Origin of the sequence: Niallia tiangongensis, from assembly GCF_044704065.1 — a bacterium.
Lineage (GTDB): Bacteria > Bacillota > Bacilli > Bacillales > Cytobacillaceae > Niallia > Niallia tiangongensis.
Map to the genome: position 1 here is coordinate 2,034,210 of NZ_CP162613.1, position 17,947 is coordinate 2,052,156.

13 protein-coding genes are annotated in these 17,947 nt (G+C 36.5%); 11 read left to right on the plus strand and 2 right to left on the minus strand.

Annotated features, from left to right (window positions below; translation table 11 throughout):
- Positions 1–83: 83 nt before the first annotated feature.
- The 4 genes from AB3U99_RS09500 (at position 84) to AB3U99_RS09515 (ending at position 5,656) form a co-directional block, all read left to right on the plus strand.
- Complete coding sequence (locus AB3U99_RS09500; protein WP_400248014.1) at positions 84–1,226, plus strand: glycerate kinase; 1,143 nt, start codon at positions 84–86, stop codon at positions 1,224–1,226.
- Between the two features lie 30 nt (positions 1,227–1,256).
- Positions 1,257–2,291, plus strand: a complete 1,035-nt coding sequence (locus AB3U99_RS09505; protein ID WP_400247107.1) for a CdaR family transcriptional regulator — start codon at positions 1,257–1,259, stop codon at positions 2,289–2,291.
- Between the two features lie 321 nt (positions 2,292–2,612).
- Entirely contained in the window at positions 2,613–3,995 is a 1,383-nt protein-coding gene (locus AB3U99_RS09510; RefSeq protein WP_400247109.1) for a glycoside-pentoside-hexuronide (GPH):cation symporter, read from the plus strand.
- Between the two features lie 173 nt (positions 3,996–4,168).
- On the plus strand, positions 4,169–5,656 hold the full coding sequence (locus AB3U99_RS09515; protein ID WP_400247111.1) for a glycoside hydrolase family 5 protein: 1,488 nt from the start codon (positions 4,169–4,171) through the stop codon (positions 5,654–5,656).
- Between the two features lie 242 nt (positions 5,657–5,898).
- On the opposite strand, the gene AB3U99_RS09520 is transcribed toward AB3U99_RS09515, so the two are convergent.
- A complete protein-coding gene (locus AB3U99_RS09520) occupies positions 5,899–7,611 on the minus strand; it encodes an NFACT family protein (protein WP_400247113.1) in 1,713 nt (570 codons plus the stop codon).
- A 333-nt stretch (positions 7,612–7,944) separates the two neighbouring features.
- Here AB3U99_RS09520 and AB3U99_RS09525 point away from each other — a divergent pair, with 333 nt between their 5' ends.
- The 7 genes from AB3U99_RS09525 to priA all read left to right on the plus strand — a co-directional run bounded on the left by AB3U99_RS09525 (position 7,945) and on the right by priA (position 16,916).
- Positions 7,945–10,623, plus strand: a complete 2,679-nt coding sequence (locus AB3U99_RS09525) for a calcium-translocating P-type ATPase, SERCA-type (RefSeq protein WP_400247114.1) — start codon at positions 7,945–7,947, stop codon at positions 10,621–10,623.
- A gap of 325 nt (positions 10,624–10,948) precedes the next feature.
- Positions 10,949–11,824, plus strand: a complete 876-nt coding sequence (locus tag AB3U99_RS09530; RefSeq protein ID WP_400247115.1) for a YicC/YloC family endoribonuclease — start codon at positions 10,949–10,951, stop codon at positions 11,822–11,824.
- A gap of 60 nt (positions 11,825–11,884) precedes the next feature.
- Entirely contained in the window at positions 11,885–12,148 is a 264-nt protein-coding gene (gene remA, locus AB3U99_RS09535) for an extracellular matrix/biofilm regulator RemA (protein ID WP_016201046.1), read from the plus strand.
- A gap of 9 nt (positions 12,149–12,157) precedes the next feature.
- Positions 12,158–12,772 carry a guanylate kinase gene (gmk, locus tag AB3U99_RS09540; RefSeq protein WP_400247117.1) on the plus strand — a complete coding sequence of 205 codons (615 nt, stop codon included), beginning with the start codon at positions 12,158–12,160 and terminating at the stop codon, positions 12,770–12,772.
- Positions 12,773–12,775: 3 nt separating this feature from the next.
- Positions 12,776–12,994, plus strand: a complete 219-nt coding sequence (gene rpoZ / locus AB3U99_RS09545) for a DNA-directed RNA polymerase subunit omega (protein WP_031534362.1) — start codon at positions 12,776–12,778, stop codon at positions 12,992–12,994.
- A gap of 305 nt (positions 12,995–13,299) precedes the next feature.
- Entirely contained in the window at positions 13,300–14,508 is a 1,209-nt protein-coding gene (gene coaBC / locus AB3U99_RS09550) for a bifunctional phosphopantothenoylcysteine decarboxylase/phosphopantothenate--cysteine ligase CoaBC (RefSeq protein ID WP_400247120.1), read from the plus strand.
- Positions 14,505–16,916, plus strand: coding sequence for a primosomal protein N' (gene priA / locus AB3U99_RS09555; RefSeq protein ID WP_400247122.1), 2,412 nt, complete (start codon positions 14,505–14,507; stop codon positions 16,914–16,916). Before coaBC ends, priA begins: the two co-directional genes overlap by 4 nt.
- Before the next feature lie 109 nt (positions 16,917–17,025).
- On the opposite strand, the gene AB3U99_RS09560 is transcribed toward priA, so the two are convergent.
- Positions 17,026–17,943, minus strand: a complete 918-nt coding sequence (locus tag AB3U99_RS09560) for an ArsR/SmtB family transcription factor (protein WP_400247124.1) — start codon at positions 17,941–17,943, stop codon at positions 17,026–17,028.
- Between the last annotated feature and the right edge of the window lie 4 nt (positions 17,944–17,947).

Here is a 17,947-nt window from a genome sequence, read left to right on the forward strand (position 1 = left end):
AATCGAAATAAAAATAGAGTAATATTTTTTAATAGAAAGCGCTATCTACACTTTTTATTAAAATGTGAAAGGGATGAGGAATCATAAAAAAAGATTTTGTCATTGTTTTAGCTCCCGACTCTTTTAAAGAGAGCATGACAGCAAGAGAAGCATGTGAGGCAATGGAAAGAGGCATTAAGAAAGCTAATAAGCGGATTACTTGTATTCAGGTTCCAATGGCAGATGGCGGAGAAAGTACAATGGAATTGTTAGTTCATGCTAATGGAGGTGAAATTTACACAGAAAATGTAGTAGGACCCCTTGGTCGTGAAGTGAAAGCCTCATATGGCATTTTAGAAGATGGCAAAACAGGAATAATTGATATGGCTAGTGCAAGTGGAATTCAGTTGGTACCAAAGGAAGAAAGAAATCCACTTATTACTACTACTTATGGTACTGGCCAATTAATAAAGGCGTGTCTAAATCATGGAATTAATAAACTTATCGTTGGTATCGGCGGAAGCGCTACAAATGATGGTGGAGCTGGGGTCGTACAAGCGTTAGGAGGGGAATTTTTTGATAAAGATGGAAATGAGCTTGGATTTGGAGGTGGAGAATTAGGACGTTTGGCAAGAATAGATATTACCAATTTAGACTCACGTATAAAAGATCTAACAGTTGAGATTGCATGTGATGTTAATAATCCTCTTTGTGGGGAGCAAGGTGCATCCTATGTATTTGGACCACAGAAAGGTGCGACAATAGAAATTGCTCAACAATTAGACAAAAACTTACGGAAGTATTCGGATGTAATTAAAGAAGAATTTAATATAGACATCCTAAATGTACCAGGTGCAGGAGCAGCAGGCGGATTAGGAGCTGGATTAATGGTATTTTTAAATGGAACATTAAAAAAAGGAATAGATATCGTAATTAGATATTCATCATTGGAAGAGAGAGTGAAAGAGGCTGATATGGTTTGGACAGGGGAGGGATGTATAGATTTCCAAACTGAATTTGGAAAAACTCCTATTGGTGTTGCTTCGGTAGCCAAGAAGTATAATAAACCAGTGGTGGCCTTTGCTGGTAAAATTGGTAATAATATTGATTCCTTATATGAAAAAATTGATTCTATTTTTTGTATCATGCAAGGAGTAACAACGCTTGAGGACGCATTGGCGAATGGAAAGCAAAATCTAGAACGAACTTCAGAAAATATAATGCGATTATTGAATTTAGTCATGTAAAAGGGCTACCTCGTAAGAAAAGGTGATGGGATGAAATTATCAAAACAAATTGCAGAAAAGATTACAAAGGAAATGATGAATATCATCCCTTATAATATTAATCTGATGAATGAAAAAGGAATCATTTTTGCCAGCGGTGATAAGAAGCGAATCGGAACTTTGCATAAAGGTGCAGCTAAGGTGCTTGTTTCTCAAAAAATCTATGAGGTTTTTATTGAAGAAGAGTCAATGAAACCTGGAGTCAATGAACCTATTATTATCAATGATGAAATTATTGGAGTAATAGGAATCACTGGACATCCAGATGAAGTAAGACCATTTAGTAAGCTTGTTGGCGCCACTGCCAAGCTACTAATTGAACAGGAAAGTTTAAATAAGAAAACACAGAATGACAGAATGAGGTGTGAGAATTTTTATAATGAATTATTACTCCGAAAAACTTACTATGACGATGAATTTTTGCAACAAGGAAAATTCTATGGGATTGATCTTACTCAGAAATGTCAAGCAATCGTCATTAAAGGATATCTAAATACAAAAGCATTTAAGGTGTTTATTGAGCGGTTTAGACATTTTTCTACCATTAATCCAAATAAAATGGTTCTATTTATTACGGAACAAAACAACGTGAGTGAAGTAGTAAATGCTTTAATAAAAAGAATGGAAATAGAAAAAATAGCAATCGGTGATAAGGAGGAGTTAGCTGCCGTTTCATTGGAACAGGCTGACAATGCATGGGAGGTTGGAAATAAAATAAAACCATCAAAAAAAGTCTATTATTATGATGAGTTAAAATTATTTATTCATCTTACTTCCTTTGAAAGAAATAATCTTGATTCCAGTTTATCTGGGTTGGTGAATTCTGGGAATAATCAAGAGCTTTTTCATACATTACAAGTATTTATAGAAGAAAATGGTGATATCCATAATACAACCCAAAAATTAAATATTCACAGAAATACATTGAATTATCGATTAGAAAAAATTACAGATTTAACTGGTAAGAATCCGAAAGTATTTTTAGATTTATTTGAATTATTTTGTTCGATTATTTGGTATAAATAAATAGGTTTGTTATAAAGCACTTTGCTTTGATAAATTTGTAAGCGCTGATATTAATAGATAAACGTTAATAAAGCGTCACTGATATTATGGAACATACACGGCAAGTGTTAACGAAAAAATTTAAAAGTGACGGTAATTAATAGATGCTGATTTTCATGCTGAATAGCCGATATGGTGAATTTAGTAGACTATTTTGGAAAAAATTTTATTCTAATATTTTTCAATAAGTAAAAATTTTAGATAGGGATACAAATCTCTTCCTATACGAGGAAGTAGTCATAGTTTTGTATGGAACAATAATTAGCTAAAAGGGGGATAAATATGAACACAAGACTTGCAGGGAACATTCCAGTAGTTTCAACAGTTAAGATTCGAACGAAAGAAAAGCTTGGCTATGCAACTGGAGATTTAGCTTGTAATTTTATCTATCAAACAGTGAGTAGCTATCTATTATTCTTTTATACGGATGTCTTTGGTATTACAGCTGCAGCAGCTGGCTTGATGTTTTTAATCGTTCGGTTTATTGACGCCGTTCTTGATCCGTTTATTGGAACGCTTGTTGATAAAACCAATACGAAATACGGAAGATTTCGTCCTTATCTTTTATATGGTGCGTTTCCGTTTGCAGGTGTAGCAATTCTGTGCTTTACAACACCAGGATTTTCTGACCCGATGAAGCTTGTATATGCCTATGTTACTTACATTTTATTATCAATAACCTATTCCGTTATAAATATACCGTATACAGCGCTTACGTCAGCAATCACGCAAGATAATAAAGAGGTTGTTAGTTTAACTTCTTATAGAATGCTATTTTCAAATACTGGTGGTTTAATTGTTTCTTTCGGTGTTCCTCTTTTAGCTGGAATCTTTACAAATCTAACAGGAACAACAAGTACTGGTTGGCAAATCACTATGTCTATCATGGGAATTGTCGGAGCCTTTTTATTGATTTATAGCTTTTATAACACAAAAGAACGTGTTCCTATTTCTCACAAGGAAGAGGATAAGATTACGTTTAAAGATATCTTTATTCAATTGAAGAGTAATCGTCCGCTTCTCATCGTTTGTTTATTCTTTATTCTTAACTTTGGTGTGAACTCTATTGTAAACTCTGTTGGTATTTATTATGTTACTTATAACGTTGGAAGACCAGAACTAGTAAAATGGTACGGGTTATTAGGAACGCTTCCAGCACTCATTCTTATGCCATTAATGCCAATGATGTATAAGTGGATGGGGAAGAAGAAATTATTATTTACCGCTTTATCTTGTAAGGCAATTGGTTTGATTGCTCTATTCGTAGTACCAGCTTCCATGGTTCCACTTGTTTTCGCATCAAGAGCGATCGCTGCAATCGGCACCATTACTGCAGGTGGGTTTACATGGGCGCTAATTCCTGAAACCATTGATTATGGTGAATACAAAACGGGCAAACGTGCAAGCGGTGTCATTTATGCGCTAGTTGGTTTCTTCTTTAAGTTCGGAATGGCTATTGGCGGAATCATTCCAGGGTTAATATTAGCTAATTTTGGTTATGTTTCCAACCAAATTCAAACTGCAACTGCTTTGCATGGAATTTTAATAACCATGACCATTATTCCAGCAGTATTTGTATTAATTGAACTATTTGCTATTTATTTCTATAACCTTGATGAAAAGGAACATAAAAGAGTGCTTTCTGCGTTAAGTGCTAGAAAATAATGATGGCAAAAGTACATGGTTAATACTGTTAATCTTTCAAGGTTCCTTGAAATCTTAAATTTTGAAACAACTTTTTTCAAGTTATAGACAATTAACAAGTAAGTTCACAAGCTGTTTTTTGTCTATTTTATGAATAAAATAATCTAACAATTATGGAAGGGAAGGTTATAAAAATGGAATTACTTCAAGTGGAAAAAAATAAAATTATCAGTTCATTAGGGAAACCAATGCAGTTAAGAGGGACTTGTATTGGTGGCTGGATGAATATGGAAGACTTTATAAATGGATATACAGGAACAGAACATGCACTTCGTCATACGATGGTTGAAACAATTGGCAAAGAAAAAGCTACGTTTTTATTTGATCGATTATTACATTATTTTTTTGGAGAAGATGATATAAAATTTATCAAAAGCTGGGGAGCAACTGCTATCCGTATTCCGTTAAATTACCGTCATTTTGAAGATGACGAAGCACCATTTATGTATAAAGAATCAGGATTTAAACGGTTGGATAAGATTATTGATTTATGCGAAAAGCATGAGCTTTATGTTATTCTCGATCTTCATGCAGTCCAAGGCTTTCAAAATACACATTGGCATTCAGATAATGATGTACGACATAGTTTTTTCTGGCATGATAAAACATACCAAGATCGATTTGTCGCTTTATGGGAAGAGTTTGCAAGAAGGTACAACGGCAGAAGTGTTATTGCAGGTTATAATATTATGAATGAACCTTGTGTAAATACTCCACATGGAGACTTTCCGCACACCTTCTTTAAGAATTATAAACCAGACTGGGAAAGAATGAATCGAATCTACAGAAGAATAGTAGAAGCAATCCGTGAAATTGATCCTGACCATATTATCTTCCTTGAAGGGGATAACTACTCGAAGTTATTTGAGGGATTAGAAGCACCTTTCGCTAAAAATTTGGTTTACAGCAGCCATAATTATACTGCTGCTGGATTTGGTCCTGGTCCTTATCCAGGCGTCGCTGATGCTAAGACGGCTCGTGTTGAAAGTGGAAAGCATTGGGATTTAGATGTTCAAAAGGAAGTATTTAATAGCCATGAAGGGACTCAATTTGCGCAAGAATACAATGTTCCCCTTTGGGTAGGGGAGTTTGGTTCCGTATATAATGGGCCAGAAAATGAGATTTCCGACCGCTTAGATGCAATGGATGATCAATTAGGTATCTTTGAGGAATTTGGTGCACACTGGACTACTTGGACTTATAAAGATGTAGGAGTAATGGGATTAGTAACACTTGATCCAGAATCAGAATATTTACAGAAGATTTCATCCATTTTCAAAATGAAGCATGCTCTTAATACAGACGATTGGATGATTTGGCTACCAGGGTTTAAGGCAAGACAATCTGTGGAAGAACTAGCTACACATCTTGAAGAAGTGGTCAATCCAGAAATGTCTCATAGCTTTAATCTTTCTAGCCTATCACAAGCCATTCTAACTATTTATGCTGGTGCGTTGATTCAACCTGAGTATGCAAAGATTTTTAAAGATCTATCTGAAGAAGAAATTGATCTTATCATGCAGTCCTTTGCTTTTAAGTATTGTAAAATTAATGATGGCCTGTTAAATGTATTGGAAAAACATACAAACAATAAAAACAGTTCTATAAAAGTAGGTCAGTGATAAATAAGAAGGGCGGTTGGAACACAACTAAGTAGATAATCTGTAAAAATGAATAATCTCATTTAGTTTTTTGTTTTGACCGTGGTAACTTGTTTTTAAATATAGTCAAGTGTATACAGTCTGCGGATAATCACAACAACTTTAATGAAAGAGCCTTTTAAAAAAATAATACCCCCAAACAATCATACATAAGCTTTCGCATGATTGTTTGGGGGTATCTTTGGTTGGAATGTTTCCCTTTATTATTTCTCTTTCAAGCGAATAACTGTCTCTTCATCTGGCGTTACATAAACAGTTTGTTGATTATCATAGATAACAAAACCAGGTTTCGCACCACTTGGCTTTTTCACATGGCGGACTAGGGTATAATCCACTGGAACAGAGCTTGATTGGCGAGCTTTACTGAAATAAGCGGCTAATTTGGCAGCTTGTAGAATTGTTTCCTCGGAAGGTTCCTTGCTCCGGATAACGACATGGGATCCAGGGATATCCTTCGTATGCAGCCAAATTTCATCTCTTGCAGCAACACGATTGGTTAAATAATCATTCTGTTTATTGTTTTTGCCAACGATAATCTCCGTTTGATCATCGGATAGATAATAATCTAGTACTGGCTTTACATTTTGCTGTTTTTTTGTTTGCTTTTTCTGTCTTTCTCTTAAGTATCCTTCTTCTACTAGCTCTTCACGAATTTCTTGAATATCCTTCGGTGAGGCAGCGAGAATTTGTTGGTATAATGTTTCAAAATACTCGTATTCTTGTTCGGCTAGTTGAATTTGTTCCTTAATAATATCAATAGAGTTTTTCGCTTTTTGATATTTAGTAAAATATTTTTGCGCATTTTCAGAAGGGGATAGTCTTGGATTAAGGGGAATCTTAATCATCACGCCTTCCTCTTCATAGTAATTGAATACTTCTACCTCTAACATGCCTTTTTTAACTGCATATAGATTTGCTGTCAAGAGTTCGCCAAGCAATTGATATTCCTCTGCATTCTCTGCTTCCATTAAAGAACGTTCTAGCTTTTTAATCTTTTTGCTATTTTTATCCCGTTCATTCACGATGAAACGTTCTAGATCATTGCTTTGTTGTTTTACCCGATCACGTTCTGCTTTTCCGAAATAATATCGATCGAGCATTTTGCTTAAAGTAGGGAAAGGTTTAACATCACCTTTCACATGCTCAATTGGCAGAAAATAAAAATATTCTTTATCGGGAGTATCCATAATAGAAGGAGCATAGCTGCCTTTTTTTATTGGATCCATTACAGCAAGAAAAGCCTTTGGCAGTGTATCGCGGTTAGCGAGACCAGCATGATAGAAAATTTCTTTGGCAATTAACGGGGAGAATCCAGCGAACTGCTGTACAAGCTGCTTGTCCAATTTGCCACTATTAAAATCAATTGCTCTTAAAACGTCTTCCTCTGTGGCTGTATAAGCATCCAGCTTTTCTTGTTTTGGTGGAGCCTTATATTCATAGCCAGGCAGAATGGCTCTATGACTATTAACAGCATAGGAAATATGTTTAATGCTATCTAAAATTGTATTTTTATCGCGATCGACTAAAATAATATTGCTGTGTCTCCCCATAATTTCAATCATCAGTTTTTTATAGGAAGTATCGCCAATTTCATTTCTTCCTCTAATCTCGAAAACAATGATTCGTTCATTTTCTATCTGATAAATGTCTTCTATAAAATAACCTTCTAAATGCTTGCGTAGAAGCATGCAAAACATTGGTGGTTCTTTCGGATTTTCATATGATTCCTCGGTAATTTGAACCCGTGCATAGCTAGGATGTGCAGATAAAAGCAACTTTTGATTTTTTCCATTTGCACGAACAGATAAAATAATTTCATTTGTAAAAGGCTGCTGAACTTTATTAATTCTGCCTCCTAGTAAAAGCTCTTTTAATTCAAGAGACATTGCTCTTGTAAATAAACCATCAAATGACATAACTAACAACCTCATTTATAATAATTTCCCTCTTTACTCTATCTTTAATTACAAAGAAATACAAGGATTTGGTAGCATTAACGAAGAAAAATTAGCATCGAGTGAAATGAAGAAATGGGAGACGAATTAACTTCCCATTTAAAAACGAAATAAAAAATCTATCCCTGATAGCATTTTTTCGGCCAAGCCTGAATATGATTTCCATAGAGTGGTGTTGGGACAACTATGTATGTTAGTTAGAATTGCTAACCTTTGTTCAGAACTACTACGTATTTCTTCGCATGGTGCCTAAAAGCGAACGGTGAATGAAAAAGGGGGAAGTGAGATGGCCGGATGAACTATCATGAAATGAACGAAAAAGAAGTAGAACAAACATTGAATACTGATTTTTCGGCTGGGTTAACGGATGAAGAAGCGGAAAAGCGACGAAAGAATTTTGGATTTAATGAATTAGAGGAAGGGGAAAAGCAATCACTATTGCTTATTTTCTTCAGTCAATTTAAGGATTTTATGGTACTTGTTCTTTTAGCTGCTACGCTTGTTTCAGGTTTATTGGGTGAATATATTGATGCGATTGCCATTATTGCAATCATCATTCTCAATAGCTTTCTTGGATTTTTTCAAGAAATCCGGGCAGAGAAATCTTTGTCTGCTTTAAAGGAGTTATCACAGCCTCATGTACATGCCCTTCGCAATGGGGAATGGATTAATATTTTATCGAAGGAATTAGTTCCTGGGGATGTTATTAAATTTGCTAGTGGCGATCGAATTGGTGCAGATGTAAGAATAATAGAATCCAGAAGTTTAGAGGTCGAAGAATCAGCGTTAACAGGTGAATCGGTACCTGTTCCAAAGATCGTCTCAGCCATTAAGAATAATAATTTAGCGCTCGGTGATATGGAGAACATGGGCTTTATGGGTACGATGGTTTCGCGTGGAAGTGGTGTTGGTGTCGTAATTGGTACGGGAATGAAGACAGCGATGGGACAAATAGCAGACTTGCTGCAAAATGCAGATTCTGTGACAACGCCACTGCAAAGAAGATTGGAGCAATTAGGGAAAATTCTAATTGTAACAGCCTTGCTATTAACGGTATTAGTTGTAGTAATTGGTGTTCTTCAAGGACATGATTTATACACAATGGTTCTTGCAGGCGTATCTTTAGCAGTTGCTGCAATACCAGAAGGACTACCGGCGATTGTTACGATTGCCTTATCACTTGGCGTTCAGAAAATGATTCGCAAAAATGCAATTGTCCGTAAGCTACCTGCAGTAGAAACACTAGGGTGTGCTTCCGTTATCTGTTCAGATAAAACCGGTACATTAACGCAAAATAAAATGACGGTTACAAGAACATGGATTGGCGGCAAAACATATACAGTAGATGGAACAGGATATGAACCACAAGGAAAATACTATGTAGACGAAAAATTAGTCAATCCTGTTAAAGATAAGGCGCTGCAGCAGTTATTAACATTTGGGATGCTTTGTAATCACGCAGAGATTTCGCAAAAAGACGGAGAATATGTTTTAAACGGTGATCCGACAGAAGGAGCTATATTAGTAGCTGGCATGAAGGCAGGATTCACTCGCTCCCAATTATTAAATCAATTTACGATAGTGAATGAATTTCCTTTTGATTCGACAAGAAAAATGATGAGTGTTATCGTGAAGGATCCATCTGGAAGACAGTTTGTCGTTACAAAAGGTGCACCAGATGTGTTGATCGGTCAAAGTAAATCGATTCTTTTTGAAAATCGTTCCACCGTGTTAGGAAGCGAGCAGAAGAGAGTAGTGCAAGAAGCGATTAACGGACTAGCTTCACAAGCGCTTCGTACGATAGCTATTGGGTATAAGGAAATATCTCCAAATACGATTATTTTGCATGAAAGAGAAGCAGAAAAGGAGTTAATTTTTATCGGGCTCCAAGGCATTATTGACCCGCCAAGACCAGAAGTAAAACAAGCTGTCAAAGAATGTAAAGAAGCTGGAATTAAGACAGTTATGATTACCGGAGACCATGTTATTACGGCAAAAGCGATTGCCAAGCAGCTTGGCATTGCCAATAACCGTTCAAAGGTTATGGAAGGAAAAGAACTAACAGATCTAAGTTTACAAGAATTAGAGGATATTGTAGAAGATGTTGCTGTATTTGCTCGAGTTTCACCAGAGCATAAGCTGAAGATTGTTCAAGCATTTCAGAATAGAGGACATGTCGTTGCCATGACTGGTGATGGGGTGAATGATGCTCCAGCAATCAAGAAAGCGGACATCGGTATTGCAATGGGAATCACAGGTACAGATGTAGCGAAGGAAGCATCCTCTTTAGTACTAATGGATGACAATTTTGCAAGTATTAAAGCAGCCATTGTAGAAGGTAGAAATATTTACGAAAATATTCGTAAATTCATCCGTTATTTACTTGCTTCAAACGTTGGGGAAATACTAGTAATGCTATTTGCGATGATTTTAGCAATGCCACTACCTCTTGTACCGATCCAAATTTTATGGGTGAATTTAGTAACAGACGGATTGCCAGCGATGGCGCTAGGATTAGATAGACCAGAAGACAATGTGATGAAAAGAGGACCCCGAAGTCCAAATGAAGGCGTATTTTCAAGAGGATTGGGCTGGAAGGTGATATCACGAGGCTTCTTAATCGGGATTTCCACGATATTAGCGTTTATGTTTGCATATGATAATAATCCCGAAAATTTAGAATACGCCCAAACAGTGGCATTTATCACTTTAGTCCTTGCTCAGCTAATTCATGTTTTTGACTGTCGTAGTGAAAAATCGATTCTTTCAAGAAACCCATTCGGCAATATGTATCTCGTATGGGCTGTTATTTCATCCCTTGTACTGGCATTAGTGGTCATTTACGTACCATTCCTACAAGAGATCTTCCATACACTGCCAATAGCAATGAAAGATTGGCCAATGATCATCGGATTCGCCTCCGTACCAACTTTTTTACTCGCAGGATCATTTTTATTAAGTAAATCAAAATAAAATATGTTATAATCCAAAAGGTAGTAGAGACCACTCTATTACCTTTTATTTATTTAATGTGGTTTTTAATGCTGTTTTTTCTAAAATATTCGACGCTATGCAAGTATGATGAGAAATTATTAAAGAATAATAAAGCAGCCTGAATACACGGAGACTCCTGTGGGATTAGCGAGACAGGTGAGACCCCGGAGGCGAAGCTGAGGAGGCTCACCGCTCGCCCCACGGAAAGCGAAGTGTATTCAGGCTGCGGGTTAGTAGCGAAACTTTGCGGGAAAAGCATGAGCAACATTACTTCGCACATTTTTAAGAAAACGGATGTGTCAGCATGATAAAAAGTATGACTGGATTTGGAAGAGCAACAAAACAATATCATCATTCAACACTTCACATTGAAATGAAATCGGTCAATCACAGGTTTAGCGATCAGATTATTCGGATGCCAAAGCAATTTCTATATTTGGAAGATCAAATAAAGAAAGTTATTTCAAACTATTTACATAGAGGTAGAGTAGAAGTATTTGTAACATTAGAAGATGAAGAGAAGAAGGGCCAAGAAATTATCGTCGATTGGCTATTGCTCGATCAATATTACCAATTGTTACATCAATTAAAAGACAAATATTCCATTAAAGAGCCTATCTCCCTTCGTGATCTCTTAAATCAAGAAGAGTGTTTTCAGATAGTAGAACGGGAACTTGACATGGAAGAACTATCAGAAGTATTACTTGCTACAGTTGAAGAAGCAGTTGTCCAGTTAAATAATATGAGAACTATAGAAGGTTTGGAGTTATCCAAAGACTTAGAAAAAAACCTGGAGCAAGCAGAAACTTGGGTTGAACAATTACAGTCATTAGCTCCTGAAGTGATTACACAATACCGGGAAAAGCTGAAAACACGTCTAGAAAGCTATTTGCTGGAACCGATAGATGAAGCACGTCTTATTACAGAAGTGGCAATTTTTGCAGAAAAAGCAGATATTAATGAGGAATTGGTTAGATTACATAGTCATATTAGACAGTTTTATCAAATTATGGAAGAAGAAAGCCCGATTGGAAGAAAGCTTGATTTCTTATTGCAGGAAATGAACCGAGAAATCAATACGATAGGTTCAAAAGCTAATTCATCGGCAATTGGATCAATTGTTGTGGAGATGAAAAGCTGTTTGGAAAAAATGAAAGAGCAAATCCAAAACATTGAATAAAAAGGGTTTAGAATAAATCTTCCTAGTTAAAACTAAAAATAATAGGATTGGAGTAGGCGAATGTCCATTAAGTTAATTAATATTGGTTTTGGAAATATAGTTTCTGCAAATAGAATTATCTCTATTGTCAGTCCAGAATCTGCCCCCATTAAACGCATTATCCAAGATGCTAGGGATAGAGGATCATTAATAGATGCTACATATGGCAGAAGAACGAGAGCAGTTATCGTAATGGATAGCGATCATGTTGTTCTTTCTGCAGTTCAGCCAGAAACGGTTGCGCATCGATTAAATGATCGTGATGAGATTATAGAGGAAGGGTAGGAGAAAAATTTGGTAGAAAAGGGACTTTTAATCGTTTTGTCTGGACCTTCTGGTGTAGGGAAAGGAACAGTGAGAAAGGAAATATTCTCACAACAAAATACATCCTTTGAATATTCTATTTCCATGACAACTAGAGCTCCACGCACTGGTGAAGTTGATGGAGTAGATTATTTCTTTAAATCGAGAGAAGAATTTGAGGGCTTAATCGAACAAGGGAAATTACTTGAGTATGCAGAGTTTGTAGGAAACTACTATGGTACACCAGTTGATTACGTACGAGAAACAACGTTAAAAGGGAAAGACGTCTTTTTAGAAATTGAGGTAGAAGGTGCAAAGCAGGTTCGCGAGAAGTTTCCTGATGGCTTATTTATCTTTTTAAGTCCACCAAGCTTATCAGAGTTGAAAAATCGCATTGTGACAAGAGGGACAGAGTCAGAAGAGATTATTAACAACCGTATGAATGTGGCAAGAGAAGAAATTGAAATGATGCACTTATATGATTATGTCGTAGAAAATGATACAGTAGAGAATGCATGTGAAAAAATTAAAGCAATCATCGTTGCTGAACATTGTCGCAGAGAAAGAGTAGAACCAAAATACAAGAAAATGCTGGAGGCTAAATAATTTATGTTATATCCATCCATTGATAAATTAATGACAAAAATCGATTCTAAATATTCATTAGTATCTGTTGCTGCAAAGAGAGCAAGAAAGCTGCAAACAAATGCGAGACCACAATTAGCAAAATATGTTTCTCATAAAAATGTAGGAAAAGCATTAGAAGAGATTAATAAAGATCAGCTAACTTACCGGGTAAATACTCCAAGTGGTTCAAGCGAGGAATAATTAAATTTTTTTGAAAAATATAGTACAAACTAAAAGGCTTAGGTAAAAGGAGCAATTCCATTTACTAAGTCTTTTTTCATGGACATAATGGTTATTTAATTATATGCTTAACAATAATAGAAGCAATGAATGACTACATAATGGTGTTACCGTAAATATTTAAATTCTAACTAAGCAGGTTGGTTTCCGATTTAAGATTTGGCTCGGCGCTCGTCCCAGTGAATCGTGCTGTCCCCACGGAAAACAAATAAAACAATATTATTTATCATAAACTCTAGAACAGAAAGAAAGGAAGGAAGCGCATAATGTTGAATGGAAAGAAGATTCTTCTTTGTGTTACGGGAGGAATTGCGGTTTATAAGGCATGTGCTTTAACAAGTAAATTAACGCAAAAGGGCGCGGATGTGAAGGTTATCATGTCGGAAGCAGCAATGGAATTTGTGAATCCTTTAACCTTTAAAGCACTTTCTAAAAACGAAGTATATACGGACACATTTGATGAAAAAGATCCGAAAGTGATTGCCCACATTGATTTGGCAGATTGGGCTGATTTGATTTTAGTCGCACCGGCAACAGCGAATGTGATAGGAAAAATAGCAAACGGCATTGCTGATAATATGATTACAACCACCTTGCTTGCAGCGACAAGTGATGTTTGGATTGCTCCAGCGATGAATGTTCATATGTATGATCACCCCGCAGTTATTAAAAACATTAATACGCTTCATGACTATGGGTATCGATTTATTAACCCGGGTGAAGGTTATTTAGCATGCGGGTATGTTGGGAAGGGAAGATTGGAAGAACCAGAAATGATTGTTCAGCATATGGAGGATTATTTCTCTGAGAAGAAAAACATCCTTAGTGGTACAACCGTTCTCGTAACTGCTGGACCGACGCGAGAAAAAATTGATCCTGTTCGTTTTATTTCCAATCATTCATCTGGAAAAATGGGATATAGTATTGCAAAAAAGGCACTCGCTTATGGGGCAAATGTTATTTTAGTATCCGGACCAACTAATCTTGCCCCACCAAAGGGTGCACAGGTAATTTCTGTGGAAAGTGCTGAAGAGATGTATAATGCGGTGATAAGCTATAGCGAGAAATCTGACATTATCATTAAAACTGCTGCAGTTAGTGATTATAAGCCAACGGTAGTATATGATCATAAAGTGAAAAAGCAAAGCGGTCCAGAAACAATCGAATTTACACGGACGAAGGATATTTTGTCAGAACTTGGGTCGCGAAAAAATCAACAAATTCTGATTGGCTTTGCAGCAGAAACACAAAATATGGCTGCGTATGCAATGGATAAATTAAAGCGGAAAAATGCGGATATGATTGTTGCTAATAATGTAAATAGACAGGATTCTGGCTTTGGAACAGATACAAATTTAGTAACAATGTATAAGAAAGATGGGACTTCCATCGAACTTCCCCTTCTTTCTAAAGATGAAGTAGCGGAAAAAATCTTGGAACAAGCGGTCTTGATGAAGGAAGCTGTTCAGAAATGACTGTAGCGAAAGTAATTGTCGATGTTCCGGCAAAACAAACGGACAGACCCTTTGATTATCTCATTCCAGAAGAACTGGAAGACGTTATTCAACCAGGCATGCGTGTTATTGTTCCATTCGGTCCGAGAAAGGTTCAAGGATTTGTGGAAAGCTTGGAGAAAACGTCTAGTTTTAAATCACTTAAAAAGATAATCGAGCCGATGGACTTAGTACCTGTTTTAAATAAAGAGCTTTTATCTCTTGCTGATTGGTTGTCTCACTCTACCCTTTGCTATAAAATTTCTGCTTTTCAAGCGATGCTACCGCCGGCATTAAAGGCTAAATATGAGCGCAAGGTAAAAAGGGTAATGGGAAAAGAACAAGACATGGCAGAAGGGGTAGCTGCTCTTTTTTGCAATATGGAAGAAGTAGTGTGGGAGGAAGCTCTAAAGAATGTATCTCTTTCTGCTCTGCAAAAGGAAGTGAAAAAAGGAACAATAGAAGTTTCCTACGAGGTTCAATCAAGAGGTCAAAAGAAAAAGGTAAAGCATATTTATCCTTTGGTAAAGAGAGAAGATTTAACCCATTACGAAGAATCACTGAATAAAAACGCAAAAAAACAAAAAGAATTACTTGCGTTTTTTAGTGAGCATCCAGAACCAATTGAACAAAAACAGCTCTTAACGAAATTAAAGATTTCTACAGCTGCTATAAAAGGGCTAGTCGAAAAAGGTCTTCTCGGTGAAATGGATAAAGAAGTATATCGAGATCCTTATCAAGAGCGTGAGTTTGAAAGAACATATGCCTTGCCTTTAACAGATGACCAGGCGAAAGTTGTTGCACCGATCCATCAGGCGGTCAAAGAGGAGCGCCATGAAGTGTTTCTCTTATATGGTGTAACTGGTAGCGGGAAAACAGAAGTTTATTTGCAATCCATTGAAAAAGTATTGGCAAAGGGAGAGGAAGCGATTGTGCTTGTCCCTGAAATCGCCCTAACTCCCCAAATGGTTAACCGTTTTAAAGGGCGATTTGGTGAACTTGTTGCGGTTTTGCATAGTGGATTGTCAGTGGGAGAAAAGTATGATGAGTGGCGAAAAATTCAAAGAAACGAAGTGAAAGTTGTCGTAGGAGCTAGGTCCGCCATCTTTGCTCCATTTACGAATCTTGGCATTATCATTATTGATGAAGAGCATGAAATGACCTATAAGCAAGAGGAGAATCCACGTTACCATGCAAAGGATGTTGCCATCGAAAGAGGGAAAAAGCATGGTTGTTCGATTATTTTAGGTAGTGCAACTCCTTCTTTAGAAAGCTTTGCACGAGCCCAAAAAGGCGTATATACTTTACTAGCCCTTCCTAATCGAATGAATAACCAATCCCTTCCTAATGTGGAAATTATTGATATGCGGGAAGAACTTCGAAACGGCAATCGCTCCATGTTTTCCGAAGTATTGCTAGATAAGCTGAAGGATCGCCTTGAAAAGAAAGAGCAAACAGTCTTATTTTTAAATAAGCGAGGGCATTCGTCCTTTGTCATGTGCCGTGATTGTGGGTATGTTGTTAAATGTCCGAATTGTGATATTAGCTTAACCTACCACCGTTTTCAAAATCAGATGAAGTGTCATTATTGTGGGTATGAAACATATACGCCTACCACTTGTCCAGAATGTAGCAGTGAGCATATTCGGTATTTTGGAACAGGAACACAAAAGGTAGAGGAAGAGCTGGCGAAAATTTTGCCTGAAGCAAGAGTTATTCGGATGGATGTGGACACAACTAGTCGAAAGGGAGCCCATGAAAAGCTGCTACAAAAATTCCAAGATGGAGAAGCAGATATTCTATTAGGCACCCAAATGATTGCCAAAGGACTAGATTTCCCAAGAATTACGCTAGTTGGCGTATTATCAGCTGATACAATGCTTCATCTGCCAGATTTCCGCTCATCGGAGAAGACCTTTCAGTTACTGACACAAGTAAGCGGAAGAGCAGGCAGACATGAGTTACAAGGGGAAGTTATTTTTCAAACCTATACACCAGAGCATTATAGTATTGAGCTTGCGAGTGAACAGGATTATGACCGTTTTTATGAAACGGAGATGATGATTCGCAGACAGCATGCCTATCCGCCATACTATTTTCTTACGATGATTACGATTAGTCATGAAGAGCTGATGAAAGTAGTCGGTGTCTCGGAGAAAATCACGCAGATCGTCAGAAATAGATTATCACCGCAAACGGTTATTTTAGGACCAGTCGCTTCACCAATCGCTAGAATAAAAAATAAATATCGCTATCAATGCCTAATAAAGTATAAACAAGAACCAAACTTGGAAGAGGTTTTAAAATCAATTTTAGATCATTACCAAACAGAAATAAGCACAAACGGCCTGCAAATCTCGATTGATGTTAATCCGTATATTTTGATGTAGGTGTCTTGTTATGAAACGGACTTACTTTTACTATAACTTGATGAGCTCAACAAAAAAATAAAAAGAAATGACAAATTAGAAACTGTCATTTCTTTTTATTTTGCACTAATTAATTTTCCTTCTCCAAATAATAAATCCCAATCTGTATATTTTGCTTATGGTTTCCAAAATGTTCCCCAAATAAAGTCAACCCACCAACTCTTTCCGATTCCTCTTCAACCGCAATTTTCAAAGTGAGAAAAGGGGAGTTTTCAAGTTGCAACTCATTAATCGTTACACTTGAAAAAGGTTCGCCATCAATTCCGGTATCGATTTTATTGACCCTAATTGTTTTTAACAAACCGTATTGACTAAATTTATCATTCCACCATTTTGGTGTATAGCGCCCTCTTACATCAGAAAAATTACCGGGAACTGTGTATGTGCCGAGCTTTACATTATTTAAATAAAACGTTATGTCGCTCGGCCATACATTATTGGAAAGAGGAAATTCAGAAGCAAGCTCTAGACTGATTTCTACCATTTCTGGAATTTCATTAGGTCCTAGAAGATTAGGAATTTTGTACTCTACAAATCCTTTAGATAACCATAATAGCTGTGCATCTACTCTTTGGCTATCCATAAAAAATTTAGGATCATCCGCTTTCCCGATGATTTCTTTTTCTGTCGCAATTCCGCAAGTAGGCTTAGCGGAAAAATCAGTATAATGACCAATTTTTAAATCTGTCTGGTGGAGTTGATATTCTTTAAATATTTTTCTTGGAAAATGAATTTCAATATTGTCTATCGCTAAATAGACTATTTTCTGCAGTCCTGATTTTCCCGGGGTTCTTTCCGATTTAACGATGCCGGCTTCTTCTAGCTTTTGAATATGACGGGTAACGATAGCGGCACTTATGCCTAATTGTTTTGCTAAATCAGATATATTCATATTGTTTTTAGCAAGGATTTCAATAATCTCAATTCTTGTTTCGCTAGCAAGTGCTTGATAAATATGAAAATAATCCTTTGAAATTTGAATTTGCATAGGA